Here is a 21,518-nt window from a genome sequence, read left to right as displayed (position 1 = left end):
CTGTTTCAGCTGCTCAGCGCCTCCCGCAACCGGTCCGGGTCGGTCGTCGGAGCGTCACAGGTGAAGTCGCGGCAGACGTAGGCGGCCGGCGCCCCCTGCTGCAACGGACGGTCGGCGAGCAACGGGAACTCGCCGCTCCCCGCCGCCCCCACCGCGACCACCGCGCCCGGCGCCGTCCCCAGAAGTGCCGTACGGTGCAACGCCCTTGTCGCCTCGTCGGACAGCGAGGGACCGACGACCGCGACCTCACGCGGCCCGTCCAGCAGCGCCTCCGCCACCGCCAGCCCCCACCCGATGAACCGCGGCACCCGCGGACCGAGCGCCTTCACCACGCCCAACGCCCGCTCCGCCGCCCGGCGATGCGGCTCGGACCCGGTGTGCGCGGCATAGCCGAGCAGCGCCCCGGCCGCCGCGCTCCACCCCGACGGCACCGCGTTGTCCGTCGGATCCTGCGGCCGCCGGATCAGCCGCTCGGCGTCCGCCGCCGTGTCGAACAGCGCGCCCGACTCCTCGTCCACGAACCGGGCCAGCACGTGGTCCAGCAGGAACCCGGCGAAGTCCAGCCACACGCCCTCCCCCGTGACCGACGCCAGCGCCAGGAAACCCTCGGCGACATCGCCGTAGTCCTCCAGCACCCCGGCGTTGGCCCCCGCCCTGCCGTCCTTGCTGGTCCGGGTCAGCCGCGCCTGCTCGTCCAGATGCACCCGCACCAGCAGGTCGGCGGCGCCGAGTGCGGCGTCCACCAGGTCCGGGCGGTCGAAGTAGGCGCCGGTCTCGGCCAGCGCGGCGATCGCGAGACCGTTCCACGCGGCGACGACCTTGTCGTCCCGGCCCGGCGCGGGCCGCCCCGCCCGCCGCTCCAGCAGCCGGGCCCGCACCGACGCGACCCGCTCGGCGTCGAACACCTCGTCCCGTTGCGGAAGTTGCAGCACCGAGGCGCCCTCCTCGAACGTGCCCTCCTCGGTCACCCCGAAGTACCGCGCGGCCATCTCGGCGTCCTCGTCCCCGAGCGCCTCACGCAACTGCTCCGGCGTCCACACGTAGTACGCGCCCTCGACGTGCCGCCCGCTGCCGTCGTCACTGTCGGCGTCCAGCGCGGACGCGAACCCGCCCTGCTCCGTGCGCAGTTCCCGCACCATGAAGTCAGCGGTCTCCAACGCCACCCGCCGCGCGAGGTCCGACCCGGTGGCCCGCCACAGGTGCGCGTAGACGCGGCACAGCAGGGCGTTGTCATAGAGCATCTTCTCGAAGTGCGGGGTCACCCAGTCCCGGTCCACCGAGTAGCGCGCGAAACCGCCGCCGAGCTGGTCGTAGATGCCGCCCCGCGCCATCCGCTCGCAGGTGTCCGCCGCCATCTGCAGCGCTCCCTCGGCGCCCGTGCGCGCGTGATGGCGCAGCAGGAACTCGATCACCATGGACGGCGGGAACTTGGGCGCGCCCCCGAATCCGCCGCGCTGCGGGTCGTACTCCCGGGTGAGGCCGAGCAGCGCCTGCGCCAGTTCCTGTTCGCCGGGGGCCTCGGTGCCGCCGTAGGAGATCTCCCGGCCGGCCAGGTCCCGCACGATCTTCCCGGCGACCTCGGCCACCTCGTCGCGCCGGTCGGTCCAGGCGGCGCGGACCCCCTCCAGCACCTGCCGGAAGGACGGCATCCCGTGCCGGGGCTCGGGCGGAAAGTACGTCCCGAAGTAGAAGGGCTCGGCCTCGGGGGTGAGGAACACCGTCATGGGCCAGCCGCCCTGGCCGGTGGCCGCCTGCACGGCCTCCATGTAGACGGCGTCGACGTCGGGGCGCTCCTCGCGGTCCACCTTGACGCTGACGAAGTGGGTGTTGAGGAACTCGGCCGTCGCCTCGTCCTCGAAGGACTCGTGCGCCATGACGTGGCACCAGTGGCAGCTGCTGTACCCGACGCTCAGCAGGACCGGCCGACCGCTTCTGCGGGCCTCCTCGAAGGCCTCTTCCGACCACGGCCACCAATCCACCGGGTTGTCGGCGTGCTGGAGCAGGTAGGGGGACGTCTCGTGGGCCAGTCGGTTCGGCATGTCCCCATCCTGCCCCACCTCCCCCGGCGGGCCCCGGGACGGCCCGCGCCTCCGCCTGTCGCCGTCCGGGGTCGGGCGGGTGTGCGGGGGTCGTGCGGGTGATCGTGGGATTCCGGGGTGCGCGAGGGCGTTGATCGTCGCCCTCTCGCGCTCGCGTGCGTGCCGAAGGACACTCGTAGGCGCTGGAGTTGCCGCCGGAGGGGGACATGCCATGCGGGACAGCCACCGGGCAGAGGCGGAGCGGCTGCTGGGCCGGGCCGTGGAGGAGGAGGTCCGGCGTTCGGGCGGGCGGGTGGACGGGCAGGTGCTGTCGGCGCGGGCCCGCGCGTCGCTGGACGCGCTGGCGGAGAGCGCGGCGGAGGAGTACGAGGCGTACACGCGGGCGCTGGACGCGGCGGAGGCCGGGCGGCTGACGTTCGGCGGGCGGTTCGCGCGGGAGGGTGGGCGGACGCCGCTGATGGTGGCCGGGGTCGCGGCGCTCGCGGCGACGGTCTCGGACCTGGCACTGGGCACCGGTGCGGGCATCGCGCTCGGGGCGGGTGTGACGGTGGGGGTGGTCGGCGCGGCGGCGACGGTGGTGAAGGTGGCGGGCGCTCATCTGCCCGCGGCGCATCACCGGGCGGGGGCGGCGGGGCAGCCGGGCGGTCCCGAGCAGTTGCGGCTGCAGTGGCTGACGGCGCTGGAGGTGCGGGGCATCCGTCCGTTTCTGGACCAGCAGCGGGTGCTGAGCGCGGCGACCGGGCCGGTGGCGGCGGGGCCGCGGCTGAAGGGGGCGGACAAGAGCGCGGCGGCGCGCGGGCGCGGGGCGCTGGCGCAGTCGTTCGGGCAGTTGCCGGACGCGGTGGAGCCGTTCGCGGGGCGGCGGCGGGAGCTGGCGTCGGTGCGGCGGTGGGTGCAGGCGGGGCGGGCGGACACGGAGACCCGGCCGACGGTGGTCGTGCTGCACGGGACGCCGGGCAGTGGCCGTACGGCGCTGGCGGTGCGGGCGGCGCACGAGCTGCGGGACCAGTTCCGGGGCGCGTGCGTGGTGGATCTGCGCGGGGACAGCCCGGAGGAGCCGCCGCTGACGACGCGGGAGGCGCTGCTGCATCTGCTGAACCGGCTGGGCGCCCCGCGGGAGCAGTTGCTGTTCCGGGAGCGCGCGTCGGCCGGGCAGCAGGTGGGACGGCTGGGCGAGCTGTACCGGCGGCATCTGGCGGGGGTGCCGGTCGTGGTGGTCCTGGACGACGCGCGGGACGCGGAGCAGGTGGCCGCGCTGGTGCCGGAGCGGTCCGACAGTCTGGTCCTGGTGACGGCGCGGGAGCCGCTGGACCTGCCGGCGGGTTCGGTGGCGCGGGTGCACCGGCTGCCGGTGGAGCCGCTGGACGCGGCGGGGTCGGAGGAACTGCTGGCGGCGGCCGCGCGGGACGCGTCGGGGCCGTACGACGCGCAGGCGGCGGACCGGATCCGTGAGCTGTGCGGCGGGTTGCCGTTGGCGCTGCGGATCGCGGGGTCGTCGCTGGGTCCGAGATCGCCGCGTGCGCTGGCGGCGGATCTGGGGGCGTACGGGCCGGTGGAGCCGGGTGAGCGGGTGCTGTGGCTGCGCTACACCGACCAGGGTGAGGCGGGCCGGCGGCTGCTGCGCAGGCTCGCGCTGGCGGGCCGCGCGTCGCTGGGGGCGGCCGCGGCGGCGGCGTTGCTGGCCACGGACCGGGCGGAGGCGGGCCGGCTGCTGGCGGGTCTGGCGGACGCCGGTCTGATCGACCATGTGCGCGCGGACCGGTACCGGCTGCACGACCTGGTGCGCGGGTTCGCCCATGCCCGTCTCCTGGACGAGGAGGATCCGGCGGAGCGTACGGCGGCGCAGGAGCGGCTGATCACGAGCTACGCCGATCTGGCGGACTCGGTGCTGCGGCTGGTCGACGGGAACGTGTCGACCCGTTCGGACCGGTTCAGTCCGCACGGCTTCGGGTCGCCGGACGAGGCGCTGCGCTGGCTGGACGAGGAGTCGAGCTTCATCACGGCGGCGCTGCGGCACGCGGAGGGCGTGGACCAGGGTCCGGTGGTGAGTCTGCTGGGCGCGCTGTGCGACTACTGCCTGCTGCGCGGCGATCTGTACCGGCTGGGTGAGATCAGTGAGCTGGCGCAGGCCGTGGACCAGGGGCTGCTGGTGCGGTCGGTGCGGTGGCGGACGGGGATCGCGGCGCGGCAGCTGGGTGAGCTGGACAAGGCGCGGGCGACGCTGGCGTCGGTGGTGGATCTGTACCGGGAGGCGCATCACGACGCGGGTGCGGCGCGTGCGTTGTGTTCGCTGGGGATCACGCTGCACCACCAGGGCGATCTGACGGAGGCGGCGGCGCGGCTGCGGGAGGCGCTGGATCTGCAGGCGGCTCCGGCGCTGGCGACGGACCGGGCGTGGACGATGCACGCGCTGGCGGCGGTGGAGCGGGACCGGGGCCGGGTCGCGGAGTCCGGTGAGCTGCTGGCGGAGTCGCTGGCGCTGCACCGCGCCGGTGAGTCGCTGCACGGGGAGGCGTGGGCGCACTTCCAGCTGGGCCAGCTGGAGCTGCGGACGGGGGACGTGCCGGCGGCGGAGGCGGATCTGCGGGCGGCGCTGGAGCTGTACGGGCGGACGCGGGACGCGCGGGGCGAGGCGTGGGCGCTGACGCAGCTGGCCCGGGCGCGGCTGGTGGCCGGGGACGCGGAGCCGGCGGTGGAGGCGCTGCGGCGGGCGGCGGCCCGGCACCGGGAGAACGAGGACGCGCGGGGCGAGGCGTGGTCGGTGTACTACCTGGGGCAGGCCCTGGAGGAGGGCGGGGACCTGGATCCGGCGGTGCGGGAGCTGGAGCGGTCCCGGACGATGTTCTCGCGGATGCGGGACGTGTACGGCCTGGCGTGTGCGCGGCATCATTCGGCGCGGGTGACGCGGGACCAGCGGGCGGTGCAGACGGGGTCGCTGCGCAATTCGGGCTTCGCGCGGCAGCTCCTGGTGGACGCCCGCGCGGACTTCCGGCGCATCGGTGTCGCGCACGGGGAGGCGTGGACGTGTCTGGAGCTGGCGGTGGTGGACGGCGGGAACGCCCGGACACGGCAGGCGCTGGCGCTGTGCGACGAGGCGGTGGCGCTGTTCGCGTCCTACGGGGATCTGCGGGGCGGGGACTGGGCGCGTTTCCTGCGCTGCACGCTCCTGCCGTACGCGGCTCCGGGCGGGGTGGAGGTGGGTACGGCGGTGGCGCTGGAGGAGCTGGCGCAGCTGGCCCGGTCGGGGCATCCGCTGCGGGACGGCAGGCTGGCGGAGTGCCTGGAGGCGTACCGGCTGCTGCTGGAGCGGGGTGTGGAGCTGGAGGCGGGGTGGCAGGCATGGCGGCTCGGCATGGTGCCGAACCGCCATGCGCGGGAGGTCATGGGGGTCGCCTCGGCGGCCCCGCGCTGACCGGGCCGCGGGGGCGGCGCCGTCAGCCCTGCTTCCGCCCGTCGGCGCCGGTGGTCGTCCCGGTGGCGTCGGCGGGGGCCTCGGCCTTCGGGTCGGGGTCCTCGGTGAACTCGACCCGGCTCATGTGCCGGTTCATCGACCTCATCAGCGCCCACACCGCGAGGGCCATCACGGCGAAGACGATGAAACCGAGGACGCCGGGGGTGACCTTGTCCTCGTCCACCTCCTTGGCGAGGGTGGCGAGGTGTGTCATTGCCAGGCTTGCGCTTGCGGTCATGTCAGGCATTGTCCCGGATGCCCGCGAAGAGGTCGTCCTCGGGGAGGGAGGTGGCGACGAGGGACTTCGCCAGCTCGTACTCCTCGGTCGGCCAGACCTCCTTCTGCAGGTCCAGCGGGACGCGGAACCAGCCGCCGTCGGGGTCGATCTGGGTGGCGTGGGCGATCAGCGCCTTGTCGCGGATCTCATAGAAGTCCGCGCAGGGGACGTGCGTGGTGAGCGTGCGCTCGACGCGCTCGAACTCGTCCCAGCGCTTCAGCCAGTCCCCGTACGGGGACTCCAGGCCGCGGTCGAGCATGGCCTGGTGCAGGGCCTCGGTGCGGGGGCGGTTGAAGCCCTGGTTGTAGTAGAGCTTCAGCGGCTGGTACGCCGGGCCGAACTCGTCCTCCGGGTACTTCTCGGTGTCGGCCGCGCCCTCGAAGGCCACCATCGAGATCTTGTGGGTCATGATGTGGTCGGGGTGCGGGTAGCCGCCGTTCTCGTCGTAGGTGGTGATCACCTGCGGGCGGAACGAGCGGATCTGCTTCACCAGCTCACCGGCCGCCTTGTCGACGTCCTCCAGGGCGAAGCAGCCCTCGGGGAGCGGGGGCAGCGGGTCGCCCTCGGGCAGGCCGGAGTCGACGAAGCCGAGCCACTCCTGCTTGACGCCGAGGATCTGGCGGGCCTCGTCCATCTCCTTCTTGCGTACCTCGTGGATGTGCTCCTCGACGTACTTGTCGCCCTGGAGCTTCGGGTTGAGGATGGAGCCGCGCTCCCCGCCCGTGCAGGTCACGACCAGCACGTCCACCCCCTCGGACACGTACTTCGCCATGGTCGCCGCGCCCTTGCTCGACTCGTCGTCGGGGTGGGCGTGGACGGCCATCAGTCGCAGCTGGTCAGTCAAGACTCAATCCTCGTAGTCGGCGCCCCGGCGTGCCCCGGTGCGATCGGCGGCTTCTATAGTGACCGAATCGGGGGGCGGATAATTCCGGGGTACGGCCCGGAGGCCCTGATTCGGGACATCCGTTCCGCTCCGGCCGGGAGGACGATCATGAGTACGGCGAGCACGCGACCGCCCGAGGGCCGTTACGGCCGTTCCTCGGACGCGCGCGCCGACCGCACGCTCAAGGTCGTCGGCGGGGTGCTCGGGGTGCTGCTGCTGGCGCTGGTCGGGTACTTCGGCTGGCACTACGTCGGCCAGAACAAGATCAGCGCCGAGGTGATCGAGTTCGACGTCCGCAAGGACGCGGTGGACGTGCATCTGGAGGTCCGCAAGGACGCCGGGGCCTCGGGCTACTGCACGCTGCGGTCGCAGGCGCGCAGCGGCGCCGAGGTGGGCCGGGCGGACTTCCGCTTCGACGGGGACGAGACCCGCATCGACAGGGTCGTCACCCTCCGTACGACGACCCCGGGGACGACGGCCGAGCTGCTCGGCTGCCACGCCGACTGACGGCATCCGGAATGCGCCGCGACTGACCTGCGGCGATGTAAATCTGGTGGCTTATGTCCTCCCCCTTCGGGCATCCAATTGTTAGGCTCGTGGTTTCGCCCATCCGTGAAGGCACATTCTTCTGGGTAGGGCGATGCTTTGTATTCCCAGTACCGACGAGGAGCACCTGTGACCCAGACCAGCGAGAACGTCACCTGGCTGACCCAGGAGGCGTACAACCAGCTCAAGGCCGAGCTGGAGTACCTGTCTGGTCCTGCGCGCACGGAGATCGCAGCCAAGATCGCGGCGGCGCGCGAGGAGGGGGACCTCCGTGAGAACGGCGGGTACCACGCGGCCAAGGAGGAGCAGGGCAAGCAGGAGCTCCGCGTGCGCCAGCTGACCCAGCTCCTGGAGAACGCCAAGGTCGGTGAGGCCCCGGCGTCGGCGGACGGCGCGGTGGCGCCCGGGATGGTCGTGACGATCGCCTTCGACGGCGACGAGGACGACACGATGACCTTCCTGCTGGCCTCCCGCGAGTACGCGAGCTCGGACATCGAGACGTACTCGCCGCAGTCGCCGCTGGGCTCCGGCGTGATCGGCCACAAGGTCGGCGAGGACGCGGAGTACGAGCTGCCGAACGGCAAGAAGGCCTCGGTGCGCATCCTGAAGGCCGAGCCCTACAGCGGCTGACCCGGCCCCTTCACCTTCACGAGAGCCCCCGGCGCCGCTCGACGCCGGGGGCTTCGTCGTGTCCGCGTGTCCGGGGCGGTGCCCCGTGTCGGTCAGGCTGTCGCGGAGCGGTACTTGCGGACGGCCAGGGCGCGGAACACCGCGATGATCAGGACCGACCAGATCAGCGACGCCCACACGGGGTGCTGCATGGGCCACGCGTCGGGCGCCTTGAACCCCGGCGGCAGGTTCCCGAACAGCTCACGGCAGGCCTGGACCGTGGCGCTGAACGGGTTCCACTCGGCGATGTGCCGCAGGAAGGTGGGCATCTGGTTGGCGTCGACGAAGGCGTTCGAGATGAACGTCAGCGGGAACAGCCAGATCAGTCCGCCCGAGGTCGCCGCCTCGGGGGTGCGCACGGACAGGCCGATGAGCGCGCCGATCCAGGAGAACGCGTACCCGAGGAGCAGGAGCAGCCCGAAGCCGGCGAGGACCTTCCCCGCGTTCTCGTGGGTGCGCCAGCCGACGATCACGGCGACGACCGCGAGGACGACGAGGGTGAGCGCGGTCTGCACGAGGTCGGCGAGGGTGCGGCCGGTCAGGACCGCGCCGCGGGCCATGGGCAGCGAGCGGAAGCGGTCGATCAGGCCCTTGTGCATGTCGTCCGCGATACCGGCCCCCGCACCGGCGGTCGCGAAGGTGACCGTCTGGGCGAAGATGCCGGCCATCAGGAACTCGCGGTAGGCCTGGGTGGAGGTGGACGAGCCGACCTGGATCGAGCCGCCGAACACATAGGTGAACAGGACCACGAACATGATCGGCTGGATGAGCCCGAAGATCAGCACCTCGGGGATCCGGCCCATGCGGATCAGGTTTCTGCGGGCGATGACCGCGGAATCGTTGATGGCGCTCACTTGGCCGTCTCCTCCTTGCCGTTCTCCTCGCTCTTGGTCTCGGCGACGTGTCCGGTCAGGGACAGGAAGACGTCGTCGAGGGTGGGGCGGCGCAGGCCGATGTCGTCGATCTCGATGCCCCGGGAGTCGAGCTCGCGGATGACCTCGGCGAGCAGCTTGGCGCCGCCGGTGACCGGCACGGTGAGCTTGCGCATGTGGTCCTCGACGGTGGTCTCGCCCTTGCCGAAGCCGCTCAGCACCTCGGACGCGGGCCGTATGTCGTCGCGCTCGTGGACGACGACCTCGACGCGCTCGCCGCCGGTACGGGCCTTGAGCTGGTCGGAGGTGCCCTTGGCGATCACCCGGCCGTGGTCGACGACGGCGATCTCGTGCGCGAGGTGGTCGGCCTCCTCCAGGTACTGCGTGGTCAGCAGCAGCGTCGTGCCGCCGGAGACCAGGCGCTTGATGACCTCCCAGAGCAGCTGGCGGTTGCGCGGGTCGAGGCCGGTCGTCGGCTCGTCCATGAACATCACGGGCGGGGAGACCACGAGGGCCGCCGCGAGGTCGAGCCGGCGGCGCATGCCGCCCGAGTAGGTCTTGGCGGGCCGGTCGGCGGCGTCTGCGAGGTCGAACTGCTCCAGCAGCTCGATCGCGCGGGCCTTCGCCTGCTTCGCCTTCATCTGGTACAGCTGGCCGACCATCTGGAGGTTCTCCCGGCCGGTCAGGTATTCGTCGACCGCCGCGAACTGGCCGGACAGGCCGATGGAACGGCGTACGGCGTCGGGCTGCCGCAGGACGTCGAGTCCCGCGACGACCGCCCTGCCGCTGTCGGGGCGCAGCAGGGTCGTCAGACAGCGGACGGTCGTCGTCTTGCCCGCGCCGTTCGGCCCGAGCAGACCGAGGACCGTGCCCTCGGGGACATCGAGGTCGACGCCGTCCAGAGCCCTTACGTCACCGAAGGTCTTCACCAGGCCTTCGGCGTAGATGGCGCCTGGCATATGGATCTCCACGTCGTCGGGGAAGTTCGGAAAGTCTAGGTTTGCACTTCTCATGCCGCTCGCGAGCGGCATTACGGGACACACCATAACGCGATGTATCGCGTCTCTCAATGGAGTTTTCCGAACGTGTGACACGAGGGGTCCGAGGAGCGTGCGGGGCCGGTGCCCGGACCGCTACGGCGGCCCGGCCGCAGACGGCTCGGGCGAAGACGGCAGAGGCGATGACGGTCAGGCGATGACGGTGTAGCCCGCCGCCCGCAGCGCCTCGCCGACCTCGGCGCAGTGCTCGCGCCCCTTGGTCTCCAGGTGCAGCTCGACCTCCGCCTCCGTGAGCCCGAGCCGTGGATCGGTCCGGACGTGGCTCACGTCGAGGACGTTGGCGTCCACCACTGACAACGCCCCGAGCAGCGACGCCAGCGCCCCCGGCCGGTCGGTCAGCCGCAGCCGTACGGCCAGGTAGCGGCCCTGCGCGGCCATGCCGTGCCGCAGGACGCGCTGGAGCAGCACCGGGTCGACGTTGCCGCCGGAGAGCACCGCGACGACGGGGCCCTCGAAGGCGCCCGGGTCCCTCAGCAGCGCGGCGACCGGGCTCGCCCCGGCCGGCTCCACGACCAGCTTGGCCCGCTCCAGGCACAGCAGCAGGGCGGCGGCCAGCTCGTCCTCGGTGACCGTGCGGACCTCGTCCACCAGGTCGCCGATGATCCGGAACGGCACGTCGCCGGGCCGGCCCACCTTGATGCCGTCCGCCATCGTCGCCGGGTGCTCGACCGCGACCGGGCGGCCGGCCGCCAGGGAGGGCGGGTAGGCCGCCGCGCCCTCCGCCTGCACGCCGACGATCCGCACGTCCGGGCGCAGCGTCTTGACCGCCATCGCGATCCCGGCCGCGAGCCCTCCCCCGCCGATGCCGACGACGACGGTGCGCACCTCCGGGCACTGCTCCAGGATCTCCAGCCCGACCGTGCCCTGACCGGCGATGATGTCGGGGTGGTCGAAGGGGTGGATGAACACCGCGCCGGTCTCGGCCGCGTACTCCTGCGCGGCGGCCAGCGTCTCGTCGACCACCTGGCCGTGCAGGCGCACCTCGGCGCCGTAGTCGCGGGTGGCGCTGATCTTCGGCAGCGGGGCGCCCTTGGGCATGAACACCGTGGACCGCACGCCGAGCAGGGAGGAAGCGAGGGCGACGCCCTGCGCGTGGTTGCCGGCGCTGGCGGCCACGACGCCGGCGGCCCGCTCCTCGGGGAGCAGCCCGGCGATCCGCACATAGGCGCCGCGCAGCTTGAACGATCCGGTGCGCTGGAGGTTTTCGCACTTGAGGTGCACCGGGGCGCCGACCAGCTGCGTCAGATGCCTGCTGCCCTCCATCGCCGTCACCCGGGCCACGCCGCTCAGCATCTTCTGGGCGCCGCGCACGTCGTCGAGGGTGACCGGGGGCAGTACGTCGGACGTGCGGTGGTTCATGTGGCCAGTCTCGCAGTTCACAGCCGCTACTTTGCGGTGTGACCAAGCAGCGAGACGGGATTGCGCAGCGTCGGTACACCCCGCGTCCCGGCCGCGTACCCTGTCCCCCAACCCAGCACCCCCTTCATGAAGTGAGCCTCCGGCCATGCCCACAACACCTGACATGTCGACGGACATGACGACCGTCGCTGACAGCGGTCTCCTCGACACGCTGCAGCACGAGGTGGCGGTGTTCGCCCGCCGTGCCGAACAGACCCGCCTCGGTGGGGTCGGCCAGGTGCGCAACTCCATGGACCGCGCCGCGTACCTGCTGCTCAACCGCCTGCACAAGGAAGGCCCCATGGGCGTCAAGGCGCTCGCGGCGAGCATGGGGATCGACTCCTCGACGGTCACCCGGCAGGTCGCCCCGCTGGTCGACACGGGTCTCGTCAAGCGCACCTCGCACCCGGAGGACGGGCGCGCGGTCGTGCTGCAGCTCTCCCCGCGCGGGCAGTCCCGGCTGGAGGAAGTACGGGCGTCGCGTCGTCAGTTGATGGCCGAGCTGACGCAGGACTGGGCGCCGGAGGAGCGCGAGGCGTTCTGCTCGCTGCTCACCCGTTTCAATGTCGCGCTGTCGGCGCGGATGGCGCCCCAGTCGGGGGGCGCGGCGCCGGAGGCGCCCGGCGCGTCCTGAGCCGGGCAGGGGGCCTCACGCGCGGGCGGGCACCCGCGTGGGACGGGAGGACGGCTCCCGGCTCTTGACCCCCGGGCCACCGCAGGCTTCCCATGAGACCGGGCCCTCCTGACGCACGGCAGGCGTGTCGTGCGGCCGGCGGGGCGGTCCTCGGCGCGCGGCCTGGCGGGAGGGGCGGTGGAACGACGGCACATGATCCGTGACGCCCGCCGCGGCCGTGAGTTCGAGGCGTTCGTCGCGGGCGCGGCGGGACGCCTGCTGCACACCGCGACGCTGCTCACCGGCGAGTCGCGGGACGACAATCCGCGCGCGTGTCGTCTGCTGACGCTTTCGCTCGCGCACACGTACGCGTGCTGGGACCGGCTGCGCGGCGAGGACCCCTACGGCGTCGCCCGGCAGGAGCTGGCGACCCGGTTCGCGCGCTCGGTCTGGCACCGGTACGGCGGTCCCGGCGCGCTGGGCCGCAGCCGCCCGCATCCGGACAGCCCGCTCGCCCGGCTCTCCCCGAGGGAACGCCTGGTGCTGGTGCTGCGGCTGTACGAGGGGGTCGCCGAGGAGCAGACGGCGGCGCTGCTGGGGCTGCCCGGGGAACGCGTCGAGGCGATCTGCGCGCGGGCGACCGCGACGCTGCTGCACCGGCCGCGCGAGACGGCCCCAGCCGTGCTCGGGGCGAAGGCGGTGGCGCGGTGAACCGGGTCCGGCGGGAGGCCGCCGCGCGGCAGCTGATGGAGGCCGCGCCGCCCCCGCGGGTGCCGCCGGAGCTGTACCCGGAGATCGTGCGGCGCGGGGAGCGCCTGCTGTGGCGCCACCGGGTCGCCGTACGGCTGATGTGGCTGCTGCTGTGCGCGGCGGCGGTGGCGTTCACGGTGTGGGCGCTGACCGCCCACCCGTGGGTGGAGCCGCCGTCGGAGACGACTCCACCGCTCACGGGCTGGTGAGCTACCGCGTCACTGGTCGAGCGCCTGCTTGAGGTCCTCGACCAGGTCGTCGACGTTCTCGATGCCCACCGAGAGGCGGACCAGGTCGGCCGGGACCTCCAGGGCGGAGCCGGCCACGGACGCGTGCGTCATCCGGCCGGGGTGCTCGATCAGGGACTCGACACCGCCGAGGGACTCGCCGAGGGTGAAGACCTGGGCGCGGTTGCACACCTCGACGGCCGCCTCCTCGCCGCCCTCGACGCGGAAGGAGATCATGCCGCCGAAGGCCCGCATCTGCTTGGCGGCGACCTCGTGGCCGGGGTGCTCGGGCAGCCCCGGGTACAGGACGCTCGTCACGCGCGGGTGCCGGGTGAGCATGTCGGCGATCTTCGTGGCGTTCTCGCTGTGCCGGTCCATGCGCACGGACAGCGTCTTGCTGCCGCGCAGCACCAGCCAGGAGTCGAAGGGGCCGGCGACGGCGCCCATCGCGTTCTGGTGGAACGCCAGCTCCTCGCCCAGTCCGGCGTCGGCGGCGATCAGCGCGCCGCCGACGACGTCGGAGTGGCCGCCCATGTACTTGGTCAGGGAGTGCACGACGACGTCCGCGCCGAGGGCCAGCGGCTGCTGGAGGTACGGCGTCGCGAAGGTGTTGTCGACGACGAGCCGGGCGCCCGCGTCGCGCGCCACCTGGGCGACGGCGGCGATGTCGGTGATGCCGAGCAGCGGGTTGGAGGGGGTCTCCACCCAGATCACCTTGGTCTTCGGGGTGATCGCGGCCCGTACGGCGGCCGGGTCGGAGGTGTCGGCGACCGACCACTCCACGCCCCAGCGGGCGACGACCTTCGCGAACAGCCGGAACGTGCCGCCGTAGGCGTCGTTCGGGATGACCACGTGGTCGCCGGGGCTGAGCAGCGTACGCAACAGGCAGTCCTCGGCCGCCAGTCCGGACGCGAACGCGAGGCCGCGGCGGCCGCCCTCCAGGGCGGCGAGGTTCTCCTCGAGGGCGGTGCGGGTCGGGTTGGCGCTGCGGCTGTACTCGTAGCCGCCGCGCAGGCCGCCCACGCCGTCCTGCTTGTAGGTCGAGACCTGGTAGATCGGCGGGACGACCGCGCCGGTCAGGGGATCGGCGGTGTTGCCCGCGTGGATCGCGAGGGTCTCGAAGTGCTGACTGATGTGCCTGTCGCTCATGGGGCCGAGGGTAGTGCGCCCGCGCCCGGGATGCGGCGCGGGCGGTGCGCGGCGGTCCCGGGACCGCCCGGACGCGGCGTCCGCCGGACCGTTTCTCCACAGGATGCCGACCTCGTTGGCCAAGAGTCGGCGGCGTCTGGAACGCTTGAGGCATGGAGATTCTCTGGGTCCTGATCGCCGCCGCCATGCTCGGCTTCGTGCTGGTGCCGTTCATGCGGCGCAGGAGGGGCATGATCGAGCAGGTCTCACCGGGCCACCCGGACGCCGCGGACCCGGCGAACTACGGCTTCGTCCTCCAGGAGGAGCTGGACATCCGGATGCCGGGTCCCGACCAGGACCTGCTGGACGTCCTGGACCTGGTGCAGCGCACCCAGGACTACCGGGCGGCCGCGCAGCTGCTGGCCGGCACCGAGGCCGAGGGCGAGCGCCGCTGGCAGCGGGTGCAGGCGTTCGCGGGCGCGGCGGCGCTCGAGCTGCAGCAGCGGCCCGGCGGCGTCGGCGAGGCGCCGGGCGGGCAGTGGCTGCGGGTGTGGCGCACCGAGCAGCCGAAGGACGCGGGCGGCGCGGCCGTGCAGGCGGAGTTCCTGGTGCAGCAGGCGTGGCGTACGGCGACGCCGGGCACGGACGAGTTCCGGATCATCATGGAGGAGGCGAAGGCCGCGTGCGGGCAGGCCGCGCTCCTCGCCCCCGGTGACCCGGTCCCGTACATCGTCGAGCTGTCGATCGCGCGCGGACTCGGGTACTCGCGCGCCGAGTTCGAGCAGCTGTGGCTGAAGATCCTGGACCGCGCCCCGGCCCACATGGGCGCGCATCTGGCCGCCCTGCACTACTGGTGCGAGAAGTGGCACGGCTCGCGGCAGCTGGCGTACGAGTTCGCGGAGGCGGCGGCCGCCCGCGCCCCCCGGGGGTCACTGCTCGCCGCGATGCCGCTGTTCGCCGTCTTCGAGCACCTGCCCGACGTGACCCTGGTCGCCGGTTTCTGGCAGAGCGAGGTCGTCACCAAGGCGGTCCACGGCGCGCTGTTCGCGGTGGGCGCGGCCCGGCCCGACGACCCGATGCTGGCGCACGTGCGCCATCTCCTGGTGTTCTTCCTGGTCCGCGGGGAGCGCTGGGCGGAGGCCATGGACCAGCTGGTGCACGTCGACGGGCATGTCGGTGCCCTGCCGTGGACGCTGTCGGCCGACCCGGCGGCGGAGTTCGCGGTGTTCCGGGCGCTGGCGGTGGCGGGCTACGAGGCGAACGGCGGCAGCCCGGCCACGCTGCCCCACTGACACACGGCGGCCCCGCCGCGCGTCGCGCGCGGCGGGGCCGGAAGGCTCGCGGTCAGCTCTCCGTGCGGGCGGGCAGGCGCCAGCCCGGGCGGGGGAAGTGGCAGGTGTAGCCGTCGGGGTAGCGCTCCAGGTAGTCCTGGTGCTCCGGCTCGGCCTCCCAGAAGGGGCCGACCGGCTCGACCTCGGTGACGACCTTGCCCGGCCACAGGCCCGAGGCGTCCACGTCCGCGATCGTGTCCTCGGCGATCCGCTTCTGCTCGTCGTCCACGTAGTAGATCGCCGAGCGGTAGCTCATGCCGATGTCGTTGCCCTGGCGGTTCTTCGTGCTCGGGTCGTGGATCTGGAAGAAGAACTCCAGGATCGCGCGGTAGTCCGTCTGCTCGGGGTCGAAGAGGATCTCGATGGCCTCCGCGTGCGTGCCGTGGTTGCGGTAGGTCGCGTTCGGCACGTCACCCCCGGTGTATCCGACCCGGGTCGCCGTCACGCCGGGAAGCCGGCGGATCAGGTCCTGCATCCCCCAGAAACATCCGCCCGCCAGTACGGCCCTCTGCGTCTGCGCAGCCATTGCGGCCCTCCATCCTTGTCGCTTCACACACTCGGGCTTCTCGACGGGCAGGTCCACCGGCATCGATGCCCACCAGCGACAACACACCGGGGGCCGCCGCGATTCCGGGCCGGTCCGCGCGCCGCCGGGGAGCCGTGCGGGCGTCGCCCGTGGTCGCGAGGCGCACGGCCGCTCCGAGGGCGTCGGGCGCGCCTCGTCCCGTGCGCCCCTCCCGGCCTACGACGACAGCGGCACGCCGACCCGTACTAGGGGACGCCCGAGGTTCCCGCCCGCGTGTTGAGGCGGGCCGCCCGGCGGGTCAGGTGGGCTCGTTCCTGGAGGTTGGGGGCCTTGAGGGCGGCCTCCGTGTAGAGGAGGGCCGCCGTCGGGAGGTCGCCGGCGCGTTCGTGGAGGTGGGCGGCCACGGCCGTGTGGCGGGGCAGGGCGGGGTCGAGTTCCGCGAGGGCGGCCAGGCCCGCCTGCGGGCCGTCGGCCTCGCCCACGGCGACCGCGCGGTTGAGGCGGGCGACGGGACTGCCGGTGAGGCGGACGAGCTCGTCGTACCACTCGACGATCTGCACCCAGTCGGTCTCCTCGGCGGTCCGCGCGTCGGCGTGCAGCGCGGCGACGGCGGCCTGGGCCTGGTACTCGCCGAGCCGGTCGCGGGCGAGGGCCGCCTGCAGGATGCCGATGCCCTCGGCGATCGACCGGGTGTCCCAGCGGGAGCGGTCCTGCTCGGCGAGCGGCACGAGAGCGCCGTCGGGCGCGGTCCGGGCGTCGCGCCGGGCGTGGTGCAGCAGCATCAGCGCGAGCAGCCCGGCGACCTCGGGGTGGTCGACGGCCGCCGCGAGCTGCCGGGTGAGCCGGATCGCCTCGGCGGCGAGGTCGACGTCCCCGGAATAGCCCTCGTTGAAGACGAGGTAGAGGACGCGCAGCACGGTGGCGACGTCCCCGGGCCGGTCGAGCCGGACCCCGGACACCGTGCGCTTGGCCCGGCTGATGCGCTGCGCCATCGTCGCCTCGGGGACCAGGTAGGCCTGGGCGATCTGGCGCGTGGTGAGCCCTCCGACGGCGCGCAGGGTGAGCGCGACCGCGGAGGACGGGCTCAGCGACGGGTGGGCGCACAGGAAGTGGAGCCACAGTGTGTCGTCCGCGGACGGCACGGGCCCGGGCGCCGGTTCCTCGTCGGCGCGGTCCTCGCGCCGGCGGCGCGCGGTGTCGGCGCGGGCCGCGTCGAGGAACCGGCGCCAGGCCACCGTGATCAGCCAGCCCTTGGGGTCCTTGGGCGGGTCGTCGGGCCAGACCCGGACGGCCTCAACCAGCGCGTCCTGTACGGCGTCCTCGGCCGCCGCGAAGTCGGCTCCGCGGCGGACGAGGACGGCGAGGACGCGCGGGGTGAGGCTCCTGAGCAGGGCCTCGTCCAGCGACGGGGGCATCGGCTCGGTCACTCCGTGATGGTGGGCGCCGCGTACAGGAAGGGACGGAGCTCCAGCCACTCGTGGATCGGCCTGCCGCCCGCGCCGGGGGCGGCGGACAGCTCGCCCGCGAGTTCGACGGCACGGTCGTAGCTGTCGACGTCGATGACCATCCAGCCGGCGATGAGGTCCTTGGTCTCCGCGAACGGCCCGTCGGTGACCGGCGGGCGCCCCTCGCCGTCGTAGCGGACCCAGGTGCCCTCCGGCGCGAGCGCCTGCCCGTCGACGTACTCGCCGGTCTTCTCCAGCCGCGCCGCGAAGTCCGTCATGTATTGGATGTGCGCGGAGACCTCCTCGGGGGTCCAGTGGTCCATCGGCACGTTGTTCACCGCGTCGGGGGCGCCGCGGTAGTGCTTGAGAAGCAGGTACTTGGCCATGACGGTCTCCTCGGTACGGACACGAACCATTGTGGTCGCGTTCCTACCGGGGACGGAGCCGGTCACGGCTTCTCGACATCCCCGAGGAGGTTTTTCGAGAATCTTTCGTTCGAAAATCTCTGCGATTTCGCGCGGGCCCTGCCTACGCTCTCCTCATGTCTCTTCACCGAGCGTTACGGACCGTCCTGGTCCTTCTCATCACCCTGACCGGCGCGCTGGGCGCCGGCACGGGCACCGCGCTGGCCCGGGATGGCCGGGCCCCCGCCGATCAGCGCACCCGGCACGACGGACAGCTGCTCTTCTTCAACCATGCCTACGGCGTGCTCGACCGGGAGACCGCGGACGCCATCGAACACTCCGCGTATCTGCGGGAGTTCGCGAACTTCCAGGTCCGCACCACCACCGGCGCCGACGGACAGGTCTGGACGGGCCGCTACCTGATGGGCCGCGAGACCTATCTCGAACTGTTCGGCGTGGGCGACGTGCCCGGCCAGGACGGCGAGCTCGGCGCGGGCGGCCTCGGCATCTCCGCGGAGCGCTCCGGCGACCTGGACCGCGCGGCCGCGCGGCTGCCGGGCCTGGGCGTCCCGGAACCGATCGCGTTCCAGCAGACCCGGGACTTCGGCGACGGCGTCCCGGTGCCGTGGTTCGACGCGGTCCTCACCACCGGGGAGTACGACGGCTTCGGAGCCTGGGGGATGGAGTACCGACCGGAGTACTTCGCGGACCCGCGCGGCGCCACCGAACCGGCCTCCTACCCCGGTGACGTGGGGCGGGAGCGCTATCTGCCCGACGCCTACCGCGACCACGCGATGCGGGACGTCGGCTCCATCCGGCTCGCGGTCACCCGGCGCGACCTCGACAGCACGGTGCCGCTGCTGCGGGCCGGCGGCTTCACCGTCCAGCCGGCACCGGGCGGCGGGATCGTCGCGCGGGGCGGCGGCACGACGATCCGCTTCGACGCGGTGCCGCGCGAGGAGGCGGGCCTGCGCGAGGTGACGTTCACGCTGAACGGCTCGCAGGCGTCCCGGCACGTGGAGCGCATCGGCCGCTCGGTCCTCACCGTGGGCCCGGGCACGCGGGCCGTGTGGACGTTCGGGCACTGAGCGGGGCGGGGCGGCCCGGCGGGGCGGAGCACACCGGCCCGCCGGGCGCCTCGGCCCCTCGGCCCCTCGGTCGCTCGGCCGCTCGACCCTTCGGCCCCTACAGAGCCGTCCCCCGGCCCGCCCGGGTCGCGTCCGCGCCCCAGCTCGCGAGCAGCCGCAGCCCCTCGGCCGACGGTGAGCCGGGCTCGGCGTAGTACGTGGTCAGATACTGGTCGGTGCCGTCCGACAGCCGGAACGAGTCGAAGTTCAGGGTCAGTTCGCCGACGAGCGGATGCCGCAGGCGCTTGACGCCGTAGGTCTTCTCCATGACGTCGTGGACGGCCCACAGCCGCCGGAACTCCGCGCTCTTCACGGAGAGTTCGCCGACCAGCGCCGACAGCCTCGGGTCGTCCGGATGGCAGCCGGCGTCCATGCGCAGATGGCCGACCATGTCGGACGCCTTCTGGTCCCACTCCACGAACAGCTCGCGGTAGTCGGGCCGCAGGAACACCATCCGGGCCCAGTTCCGCTCCTGCGCCGTCAGCTCCCCCCAGTCGCCGAAGACGGCCGCGGCCATCGGATTCCAGGCGAGGATGTCCGAGCGGCGGCCGGTGATGTACGCGGGGACGCCGTCGATCGACTCCAGCAGATGCCGCAGCGCCGGCCGCACCTGCTCGGTCCGGGTGGACGGCCTCCTCTTGTGCTGCTTCGGCTTGGTCAGGTGCATGAGGTGCGCGTGCTCCGCGTCGCTGAGCCGCAGCGCCCGCGCGATCGCGTCGAGGACCTCGGCGGAGACATTGCGCCCGTTGCCCTGTTCCAGCCGGGTGTAGTACGCCACGGACACCCCGGCCAGCTGCGCCAGCTCCTCGCGCCGCAGCCCCGGCACGCGCCGGTGCCGCCCGAAGTCCGGCAGCCCCACGTCCTGCGGCTTCAGCCGGGCCCGCCGGGTGCGCAGGAACTCGCTCAGCTCGGCACGCGGATCCAGTCCCGCCCCGGCGCCGGCCCCTGACTCGGATACGGGCTGCTCGTCCATGCCCCCGAGTATCGCTGGTCGTACGCACGGGAGCCTGACCCCGCCGGTGGTAGGAACAGCGGACGTACGAACACCCGGGGGCTGGGTGGCCGCGGCCCCTCCGGGCAGGCTGGACGCCGTGCCCGGACGCAGCACCCCAGGACGTACCGGGTACGCACGCCGAACCCCCCTAGGAGATCCCCCGGCATGACCACCGTCGCCGCGTACGCCGCACCCGCCGCCAAGGCTCCGCTGGAGCGCACCACCATCGAGCGCCGCGAGGTCGGCGCGCACGACGTCCTGATCGACATCAGGTTCGCCGGTATCTGCCACTCCGACATCCACCAGGCCCGGGAGGGCTGGGGCGAGGCGATCTTCCCGATGGTGCCCGGCCACGAGATCGCGGGTGTCGTCGCCGAGGTCGGCTCCGGGGTGACCAGGTTCCAGGTCGGCGACCGGGTGGGCGTCGGCTGCATGGTCGACTCCTGCCGTACGTGCGAGAACTGCGCGGCGGGCCTGGAGCAGTACTGCCTGGAGGGCAACACCGGCACCTACAACGCGATCGGCCGGGACGGCGAGCCGACCTACGGCGGCTACTCGGAGAAGATCGTCGTCGACGAGAACTTCGTCGTCCGCGTCCCCGACGGCCTGTCCCTGGACGTCGCCGCGCCCCTGCTGTGCGCCGGCATCACCACGTACTCCCCGCTGCGCCACTGGAACGCCGGCCCCGGCAAGAAGGTCGCGATCCTCGGCATGGGCGGCCTCGGGCACATGGGCGTGAAGATCGCGCACGCGCTCGGCGCCGAGGTGACGGTCCTGTCGCAGTCCCTGCGCAAGCGGGAGGACGGCCTGCGGCTGGGCGCCGACCACTACTACGCCACCAGCGACGACGCCACGTTCAAGGAGCTGCGGGGCACCTTCGACCTCATCCTGTCCACGGTGTCGGCGCCGCTGGACCTGGACCGGTTCCTGTCCCTGCTGCGGACGGACGGCGCCTTCGTGAACGTCGGCGCCCCCGAGGAGCCCGTCGCCCTGAACCTGTTCTCGGTCATAGGCGGCCGCAAGACGCTCGCGGGCTCCGGCATCGGCGGCATCCGCGAGACCCAGGAGATGCTGGACTTCTGCGCGGCGCACGGCATCGGCGCGGAGATCGAACTGATCGGCGCCGCCGAGATCAACGAGGCGTACGAGCGGGTGCTCGCCAGCGATGTGCGGTACCGCTTCGTGATCGACACGGCGACGATCTGACCGGCCCGGCCTCGATCCCGGTCGCGGGACGCAGGACCCTGGGAGGAGGACCGCCCCCGTCCGGGGACCGATGTGCCGGGACGGGGTGGCGGCCTAGCGTGGCTCGCGGAACGACCGAACCGGTCCCACGAGGAGGCAGCCCGATGACCGTCCGGCTCGACCACACCATCGTCGCCGCGCACGACCAGCAGGCGTCGGCCCGGTTTCTCGCCGACATCCTCGGCCTGGAGGTGGGCCCGCGCTACGGGCCCTTCGTCCCGGTCGCGATCCCGAACGGGGTGACCCTCGACTTCCTGGACTCCCCCGGCCCCGTCACACCGCAGCACTACGCGTTCCTCGTGTCGGACGACGAGTTCGACGCGATCTTCGGCCGGATACAGCGGGCCGGGCTGACCTACTGGGCCGACCCGCACCACCGCCGGCCCGGTGAGATCAACCGCAACGACGGCGGCCGGGGCGCCTACTTCGAGGACCCCGACGGCCACAACCTGGAGATCCTGACGGTCCCCTACGGCGGCGGCTGACACGCAACAGGGAACGGGGGGCGCCCAGCCATGGGCGCCCCCCGTTCCAC

At 73.0% G+C, this 21,518-nt stretch carries 21 protein-coding genes; 10 read left to right on the top strand and 11 right to left on the bottom strand.

What is annotated here, in order from left to right; genetic code table 11:
* Positions 1-5 precede the first annotated feature (5 nt).
* Positions 6-2,039, bottom strand: coding sequence for a thioredoxin domain-containing protein (locus F8R89_RS22365; RefSeq protein WP_192806193.1), 2,034 nt, complete (start codon positions 2,037-2,039; stop codon positions 6-8).
* Positions 2,040-2,250: 211 nt separating this feature from the next.
* Here F8R89_RS22365 and F8R89_RS22360 point away from each other — a divergent pair, with 211 nt between their 5' ends.
* Complete coding sequence (locus F8R89_RS22360) at positions 2,251-5,451, top strand: tetratricopeptide repeat protein (protein WP_151785601.1); 3,201 nt, start codon at positions 2,251-2,253, stop codon at positions 5,449-5,451.
* Between the two features lie 22 nt (positions 5,452-5,473).
* Here the strand turns inward: F8R89_RS22360 and F8R89_RS22355 are convergent, their stop codons facing one another.
* The gene (locus F8R89_RS22355) at positions 5,474-5,737 is read right to left on the bottom strand and encodes a hypothetical protein (protein WP_151785600.1); all 264 of its coding nucleotides are present in this window, start codon (positions 5,735-5,737) and stop codon (positions 5,474-5,476) included.
* Positions 5,730-6,590 (bottom strand): mycothiol conjugate amidase Mca, encoded by an 861-nt coding sequence (gene mca / locus F8R89_RS22350; RefSeq protein ID WP_192806383.1) that lies wholly within the window; start codon positions 6,588-6,590, stop codon positions 5,730-5,732. Before mca ends, F8R89_RS22355 begins: the two co-directional genes overlap by 8 nt.
* Before the next feature lie 168 nt (positions 6,591-6,758).
* On the opposite strand from mca, the gene F8R89_RS22345 reads away from it, so the two are divergent.
* Entirely contained in the window at positions 6,759-7,157 is a 399-nt protein-coding gene (locus F8R89_RS22345; protein WP_151785598.1) for a DUF4307 domain-containing protein, read from the top strand.
* A gap of 168 nt (positions 7,158-7,325) precedes the next feature.
* Positions 7,326-7,826 (top strand): transcription elongation factor GreA, encoded by a 501-nt coding sequence (greA, locus tag F8R89_RS22340; RefSeq protein WP_055621740.1) that lies wholly within the window; start codon positions 7,326-7,328, stop codon positions 7,824-7,826.
* Between the two features lie 92 nt (positions 7,827-7,918).
* On the opposite strand, the gene F8R89_RS22335 is transcribed toward greA, so the two are convergent.
* The 3 genes from F8R89_RS22335 to ilvA form a co-directional block, all read right to left on the bottom strand.
* Positions 7,919-8,719: an ABC transporter permease gene (locus tag F8R89_RS22335; RefSeq protein WP_151785597.1), complete on the bottom strand. Its 801-nt coding sequence runs from the start codon at positions 8,717-8,719 to the stop codon at positions 7,919-7,921.
* On the bottom strand, positions 8,716-9,696 hold the full coding sequence (locus F8R89_RS22330) for an ATP-binding cassette domain-containing protein (protein ID WP_151785596.1): 981 nt from the start codon (positions 9,694-9,696) through the stop codon (positions 8,716-8,718). Before F8R89_RS22330 ends, F8R89_RS22335 begins: the two co-directional genes overlap by 4 nt.
* Positions 9,697-9,924: 228 nt before the next feature.
* Positions 9,925-11,154 (bottom strand): threonine ammonia-lyase, encoded by a 1,230-nt coding sequence (ilvA, locus tag F8R89_RS22325; protein WP_151785595.1) that lies wholly within the window; start codon positions 11,152-11,154, stop codon positions 9,925-9,927.
* Between the two features lie 163 nt (positions 11,155-11,317).
* On the opposite strand from ilvA, the gene F8R89_RS22320 reads away from it, so the two are divergent.
* From F8R89_RS22320 to F8R89_RS36830, 3 genes are all read left to right on the top strand, one after another.
* The gene (locus F8R89_RS22320; protein ID WP_151788247.1) at positions 11,318-11,827 is read left to right on the top strand and encodes a MarR family winged helix-turn-helix transcriptional regulator; all 510 of its coding nucleotides are present in this window, start codon (positions 11,318-11,320) and stop codon (positions 11,825-11,827) included.
* 192 nt (positions 11,828-12,019) lie between these two features.
* Complete coding sequence (locus F8R89_RS36835) at positions 12,020-12,517, top strand: sigma factor-like helix-turn-helix DNA-binding protein (RefSeq protein ID WP_413251296.1); 498 nt, start codon at positions 12,020-12,022, stop codon at positions 12,515-12,517.
* On the top strand, positions 12,514-12,765 hold the full coding sequence (locus tag F8R89_RS36830) for a hypothetical protein (RefSeq protein ID WP_225994462.1): 252 nt from the start codon (positions 12,514-12,516) through the stop codon (positions 12,763-12,765). The genes F8R89_RS36835 and F8R89_RS36830 overlap by 4 nt, the downstream gene beginning before the upstream one ends.
* Positions 12,766-12,774: 9 nt before the next feature.
* On the opposite strand, the gene F8R89_RS22310 is transcribed toward F8R89_RS36830, so the two are convergent.
* Positions 12,775-13,932: a cystathionine gamma-synthase gene (locus F8R89_RS22310; RefSeq protein WP_151785594.1), complete on the bottom strand. Its 1,158-nt coding sequence runs from the start codon at positions 13,930-13,932 to the stop codon at positions 12,775-12,777.
* Positions 13,933-14,084: 152 nt separating this feature from the next.
* On the opposite strand from F8R89_RS22310, the gene F8R89_RS22305 reads away from it, so the two are divergent.
* A complete protein-coding gene (locus tag F8R89_RS22305; RefSeq protein ID WP_151785593.1) occupies positions 14,085-15,203 on the top strand; it encodes a hypothetical protein in 1,119 nt (372 codons plus the stop codon).
* Between the two features lie 52 nt (positions 15,204-15,255).
* Here the strand turns inward: F8R89_RS22305 and msrA are convergent, their stop codons facing one another.
* The 3 genes from msrA to F8R89_RS22290 form a co-directional block, all read right to left on the bottom strand.
* The gene (gene msrA / locus F8R89_RS22300; RefSeq protein WP_062671587.1) at positions 15,256-15,768 is read right to left on the bottom strand and encodes a peptide-methionine (S)-S-oxide reductase MsrA; all 513 of its coding nucleotides are present in this window, start codon (positions 15,766-15,768) and stop codon (positions 15,256-15,258) included.
* A 245-nt stretch (positions 15,769-16,013) separates the two neighbouring features.
* Positions 16,014-17,171: an RNA polymerase sigma factor gene (locus tag F8R89_RS22295; RefSeq protein ID WP_151788245.1), complete on the bottom strand. Its 1,158-nt coding sequence runs from the start codon at positions 17,169-17,171 to the stop codon at positions 16,014-16,016.
* Between the two features lie 20 nt (positions 17,172-17,191).
* Positions 17,192-17,599: a YciI family protein gene (locus tag F8R89_RS22290; RefSeq protein WP_151785592.1), complete on the bottom strand. Its 408-nt coding sequence runs from the start codon at positions 17,597-17,599 to the stop codon at positions 17,192-17,194.
* 155 nt (positions 17,600-17,754) lie between these two features.
* Here F8R89_RS22290 and F8R89_RS22285 point away from each other — a divergent pair, with 155 nt between their 5' ends.
* Positions 17,755-18,705 (top strand): DUF5829 family protein, encoded by a 951-nt coding sequence (locus F8R89_RS22285; protein WP_151785591.1) that lies wholly within the window; start codon positions 17,755-17,757, stop codon positions 18,703-18,705.
* Positions 18,706-18,802: 97 nt separating this feature from the next.
* Here the strand turns inward: F8R89_RS22285 and F8R89_RS22280 are convergent, their stop codons facing one another.
* Positions 18,803-19,717, bottom strand: coding sequence for a helix-turn-helix domain-containing protein (locus F8R89_RS22280; protein ID WP_151785590.1), 915 nt, complete (start codon positions 19,715-19,717; stop codon positions 18,803-18,805).
* A gap of 186 nt (positions 19,718-19,903) precedes the next feature.
* On the opposite strand from F8R89_RS22280, the gene F8R89_RS22275 reads away from it, so the two are divergent.
* Both F8R89_RS22275 and F8R89_RS22270 read left to right on the top strand, forming a co-directional pair.
* Entirely contained in the window at positions 19,904-20,944 is a 1,041-nt protein-coding gene (locus F8R89_RS22275; RefSeq protein WP_151785589.1) for an NAD(P)-dependent alcohol dehydrogenase, read from the top strand.
* Positions 20,945-21,087: 143 nt separating this feature from the next.
* Positions 21,088-21,468, top strand: a complete 381-nt coding sequence (locus F8R89_RS22270; protein WP_151785588.1) for a VOC family protein — start codon at positions 21,088-21,090, stop codon at positions 21,466-21,468.
* Positions 21,469-21,518 lie beyond the last annotated feature (50 nt).

It is taken from the genome of Streptomyces sp. SS1-1 (genome assembly GCF_008973465.1).
Lineage (GTDB): Bacteria > Actinomycetota > Actinomycetes > Streptomycetales > Streptomycetaceae > Streptomyces.
Note: the sequence above shows the minus strand (reverse complement) of the source record. Positions and strands in the feature narration are given on the sequence as shown.

Coding starts and splice junctions, on each gene's coding strand:
- F8R89_RS22290 (WP_151785592.1), bottom strand. CDS start 17,599: ATGGCCAAGTACCTGCTTCTCAAGCACTACCGCGGCGCCCCCGACGCG.
- F8R89_RS22280 (WP_151785590.1), bottom strand. CDS start 19,717: ATGGACGAGCAGCCCGTATCCGAGTCAGGGGCCGGCGCCGGGGCGGGA.
- F8R89_RS22330 (WP_151785596.1), bottom strand. CDS start 9,696: ATGCCAGGCGCCATCTACGCCGAAGGCCTGGTGAAGACCTTCGGTGAC.
- F8R89_RS22310 (WP_151785594.1), bottom strand. CDS start 13,932: ATGAGCGACAGGCACATCAGTCAGCACTTCGAGACCCTCGCGATCCAC.
- ilvA (WP_151785595.1), bottom strand. CDS start 11,154: ATGAACCACCGCACGTCCGACGTACTGCCCCCGGTCACCCTCGACGAC.
- msrA (WP_062671587.1), bottom strand. CDS start 15,768: ATGGCTGCGCAGACGCAGAGGGCCGTACTGGCGGGCGGATGTTTCTGG.
- F8R89_RS36835 (WP_413251296.1), top strand. CDS start 12,020: ATGATCCGTGACGCCCGCCGCGGCCGTGAGTTCGAGGCGTTCGTCGCG.
- F8R89_RS22270 (WP_151785588.1), top strand. CDS start 21,088: ATGACCGTCCGGCTCGACCACACCATCGTCGCCGCGCACGACCAGCAG.
- F8R89_RS22345 (WP_151785598.1), top strand. CDS start 6,759: ATGAGTACGGCGAGCACGCGACCGCCCGAGGGCCGTTACGGCCGTTCC.
- F8R89_RS22365 (WP_192806193.1), bottom strand. CDS start 2,039: ATGCCGAACCGACTGGCCCACGAGACGTCCCCCTACCTGCTCCAGCAC.
- F8R89_RS22355 (WP_151785600.1), bottom strand. CDS start 5,737: ATGCCTGACATGACCGCAAGCGCAAGCCTGGCAATGACACACCTCGCC.
- F8R89_RS22305 (WP_151785593.1), top strand. CDS start 14,085: ATGGAGATTCTCTGGGTCCTGATCGCCGCCGCCATGCTCGGCTTCGTG.
- F8R89_RS22285 (WP_151785591.1), top strand. CDS start 17,755: ATGTCTCTTCACCGAGCGTTACGGACCGTCCTGGTCCTTCTCATCACC.
- F8R89_RS22360 (WP_151785601.1), top strand. CDS start 2,251: ATGCGGGACAGCCACCGGGCAGAGGCGGAGCGGCTGCTGGGCCGGGCC.
- F8R89_RS22275 (WP_151785589.1), top strand. CDS start 19,904: ATGACCACCGTCGCCGCGTACGCCGCACCCGCCGCCAAGGCTCCGCTG.
- mca (WP_192806383.1), bottom strand. CDS start 6,590: ATGGCCGTCCACGCCCACCCCGACGACGAGTCGAGCAAGGGCGCGGCG.
- F8R89_RS22320 (WP_151788247.1), top strand. CDS start 11,318: ATGTCGACGGACATGACGACCGTCGCTGACAGCGGTCTCCTCGACACG.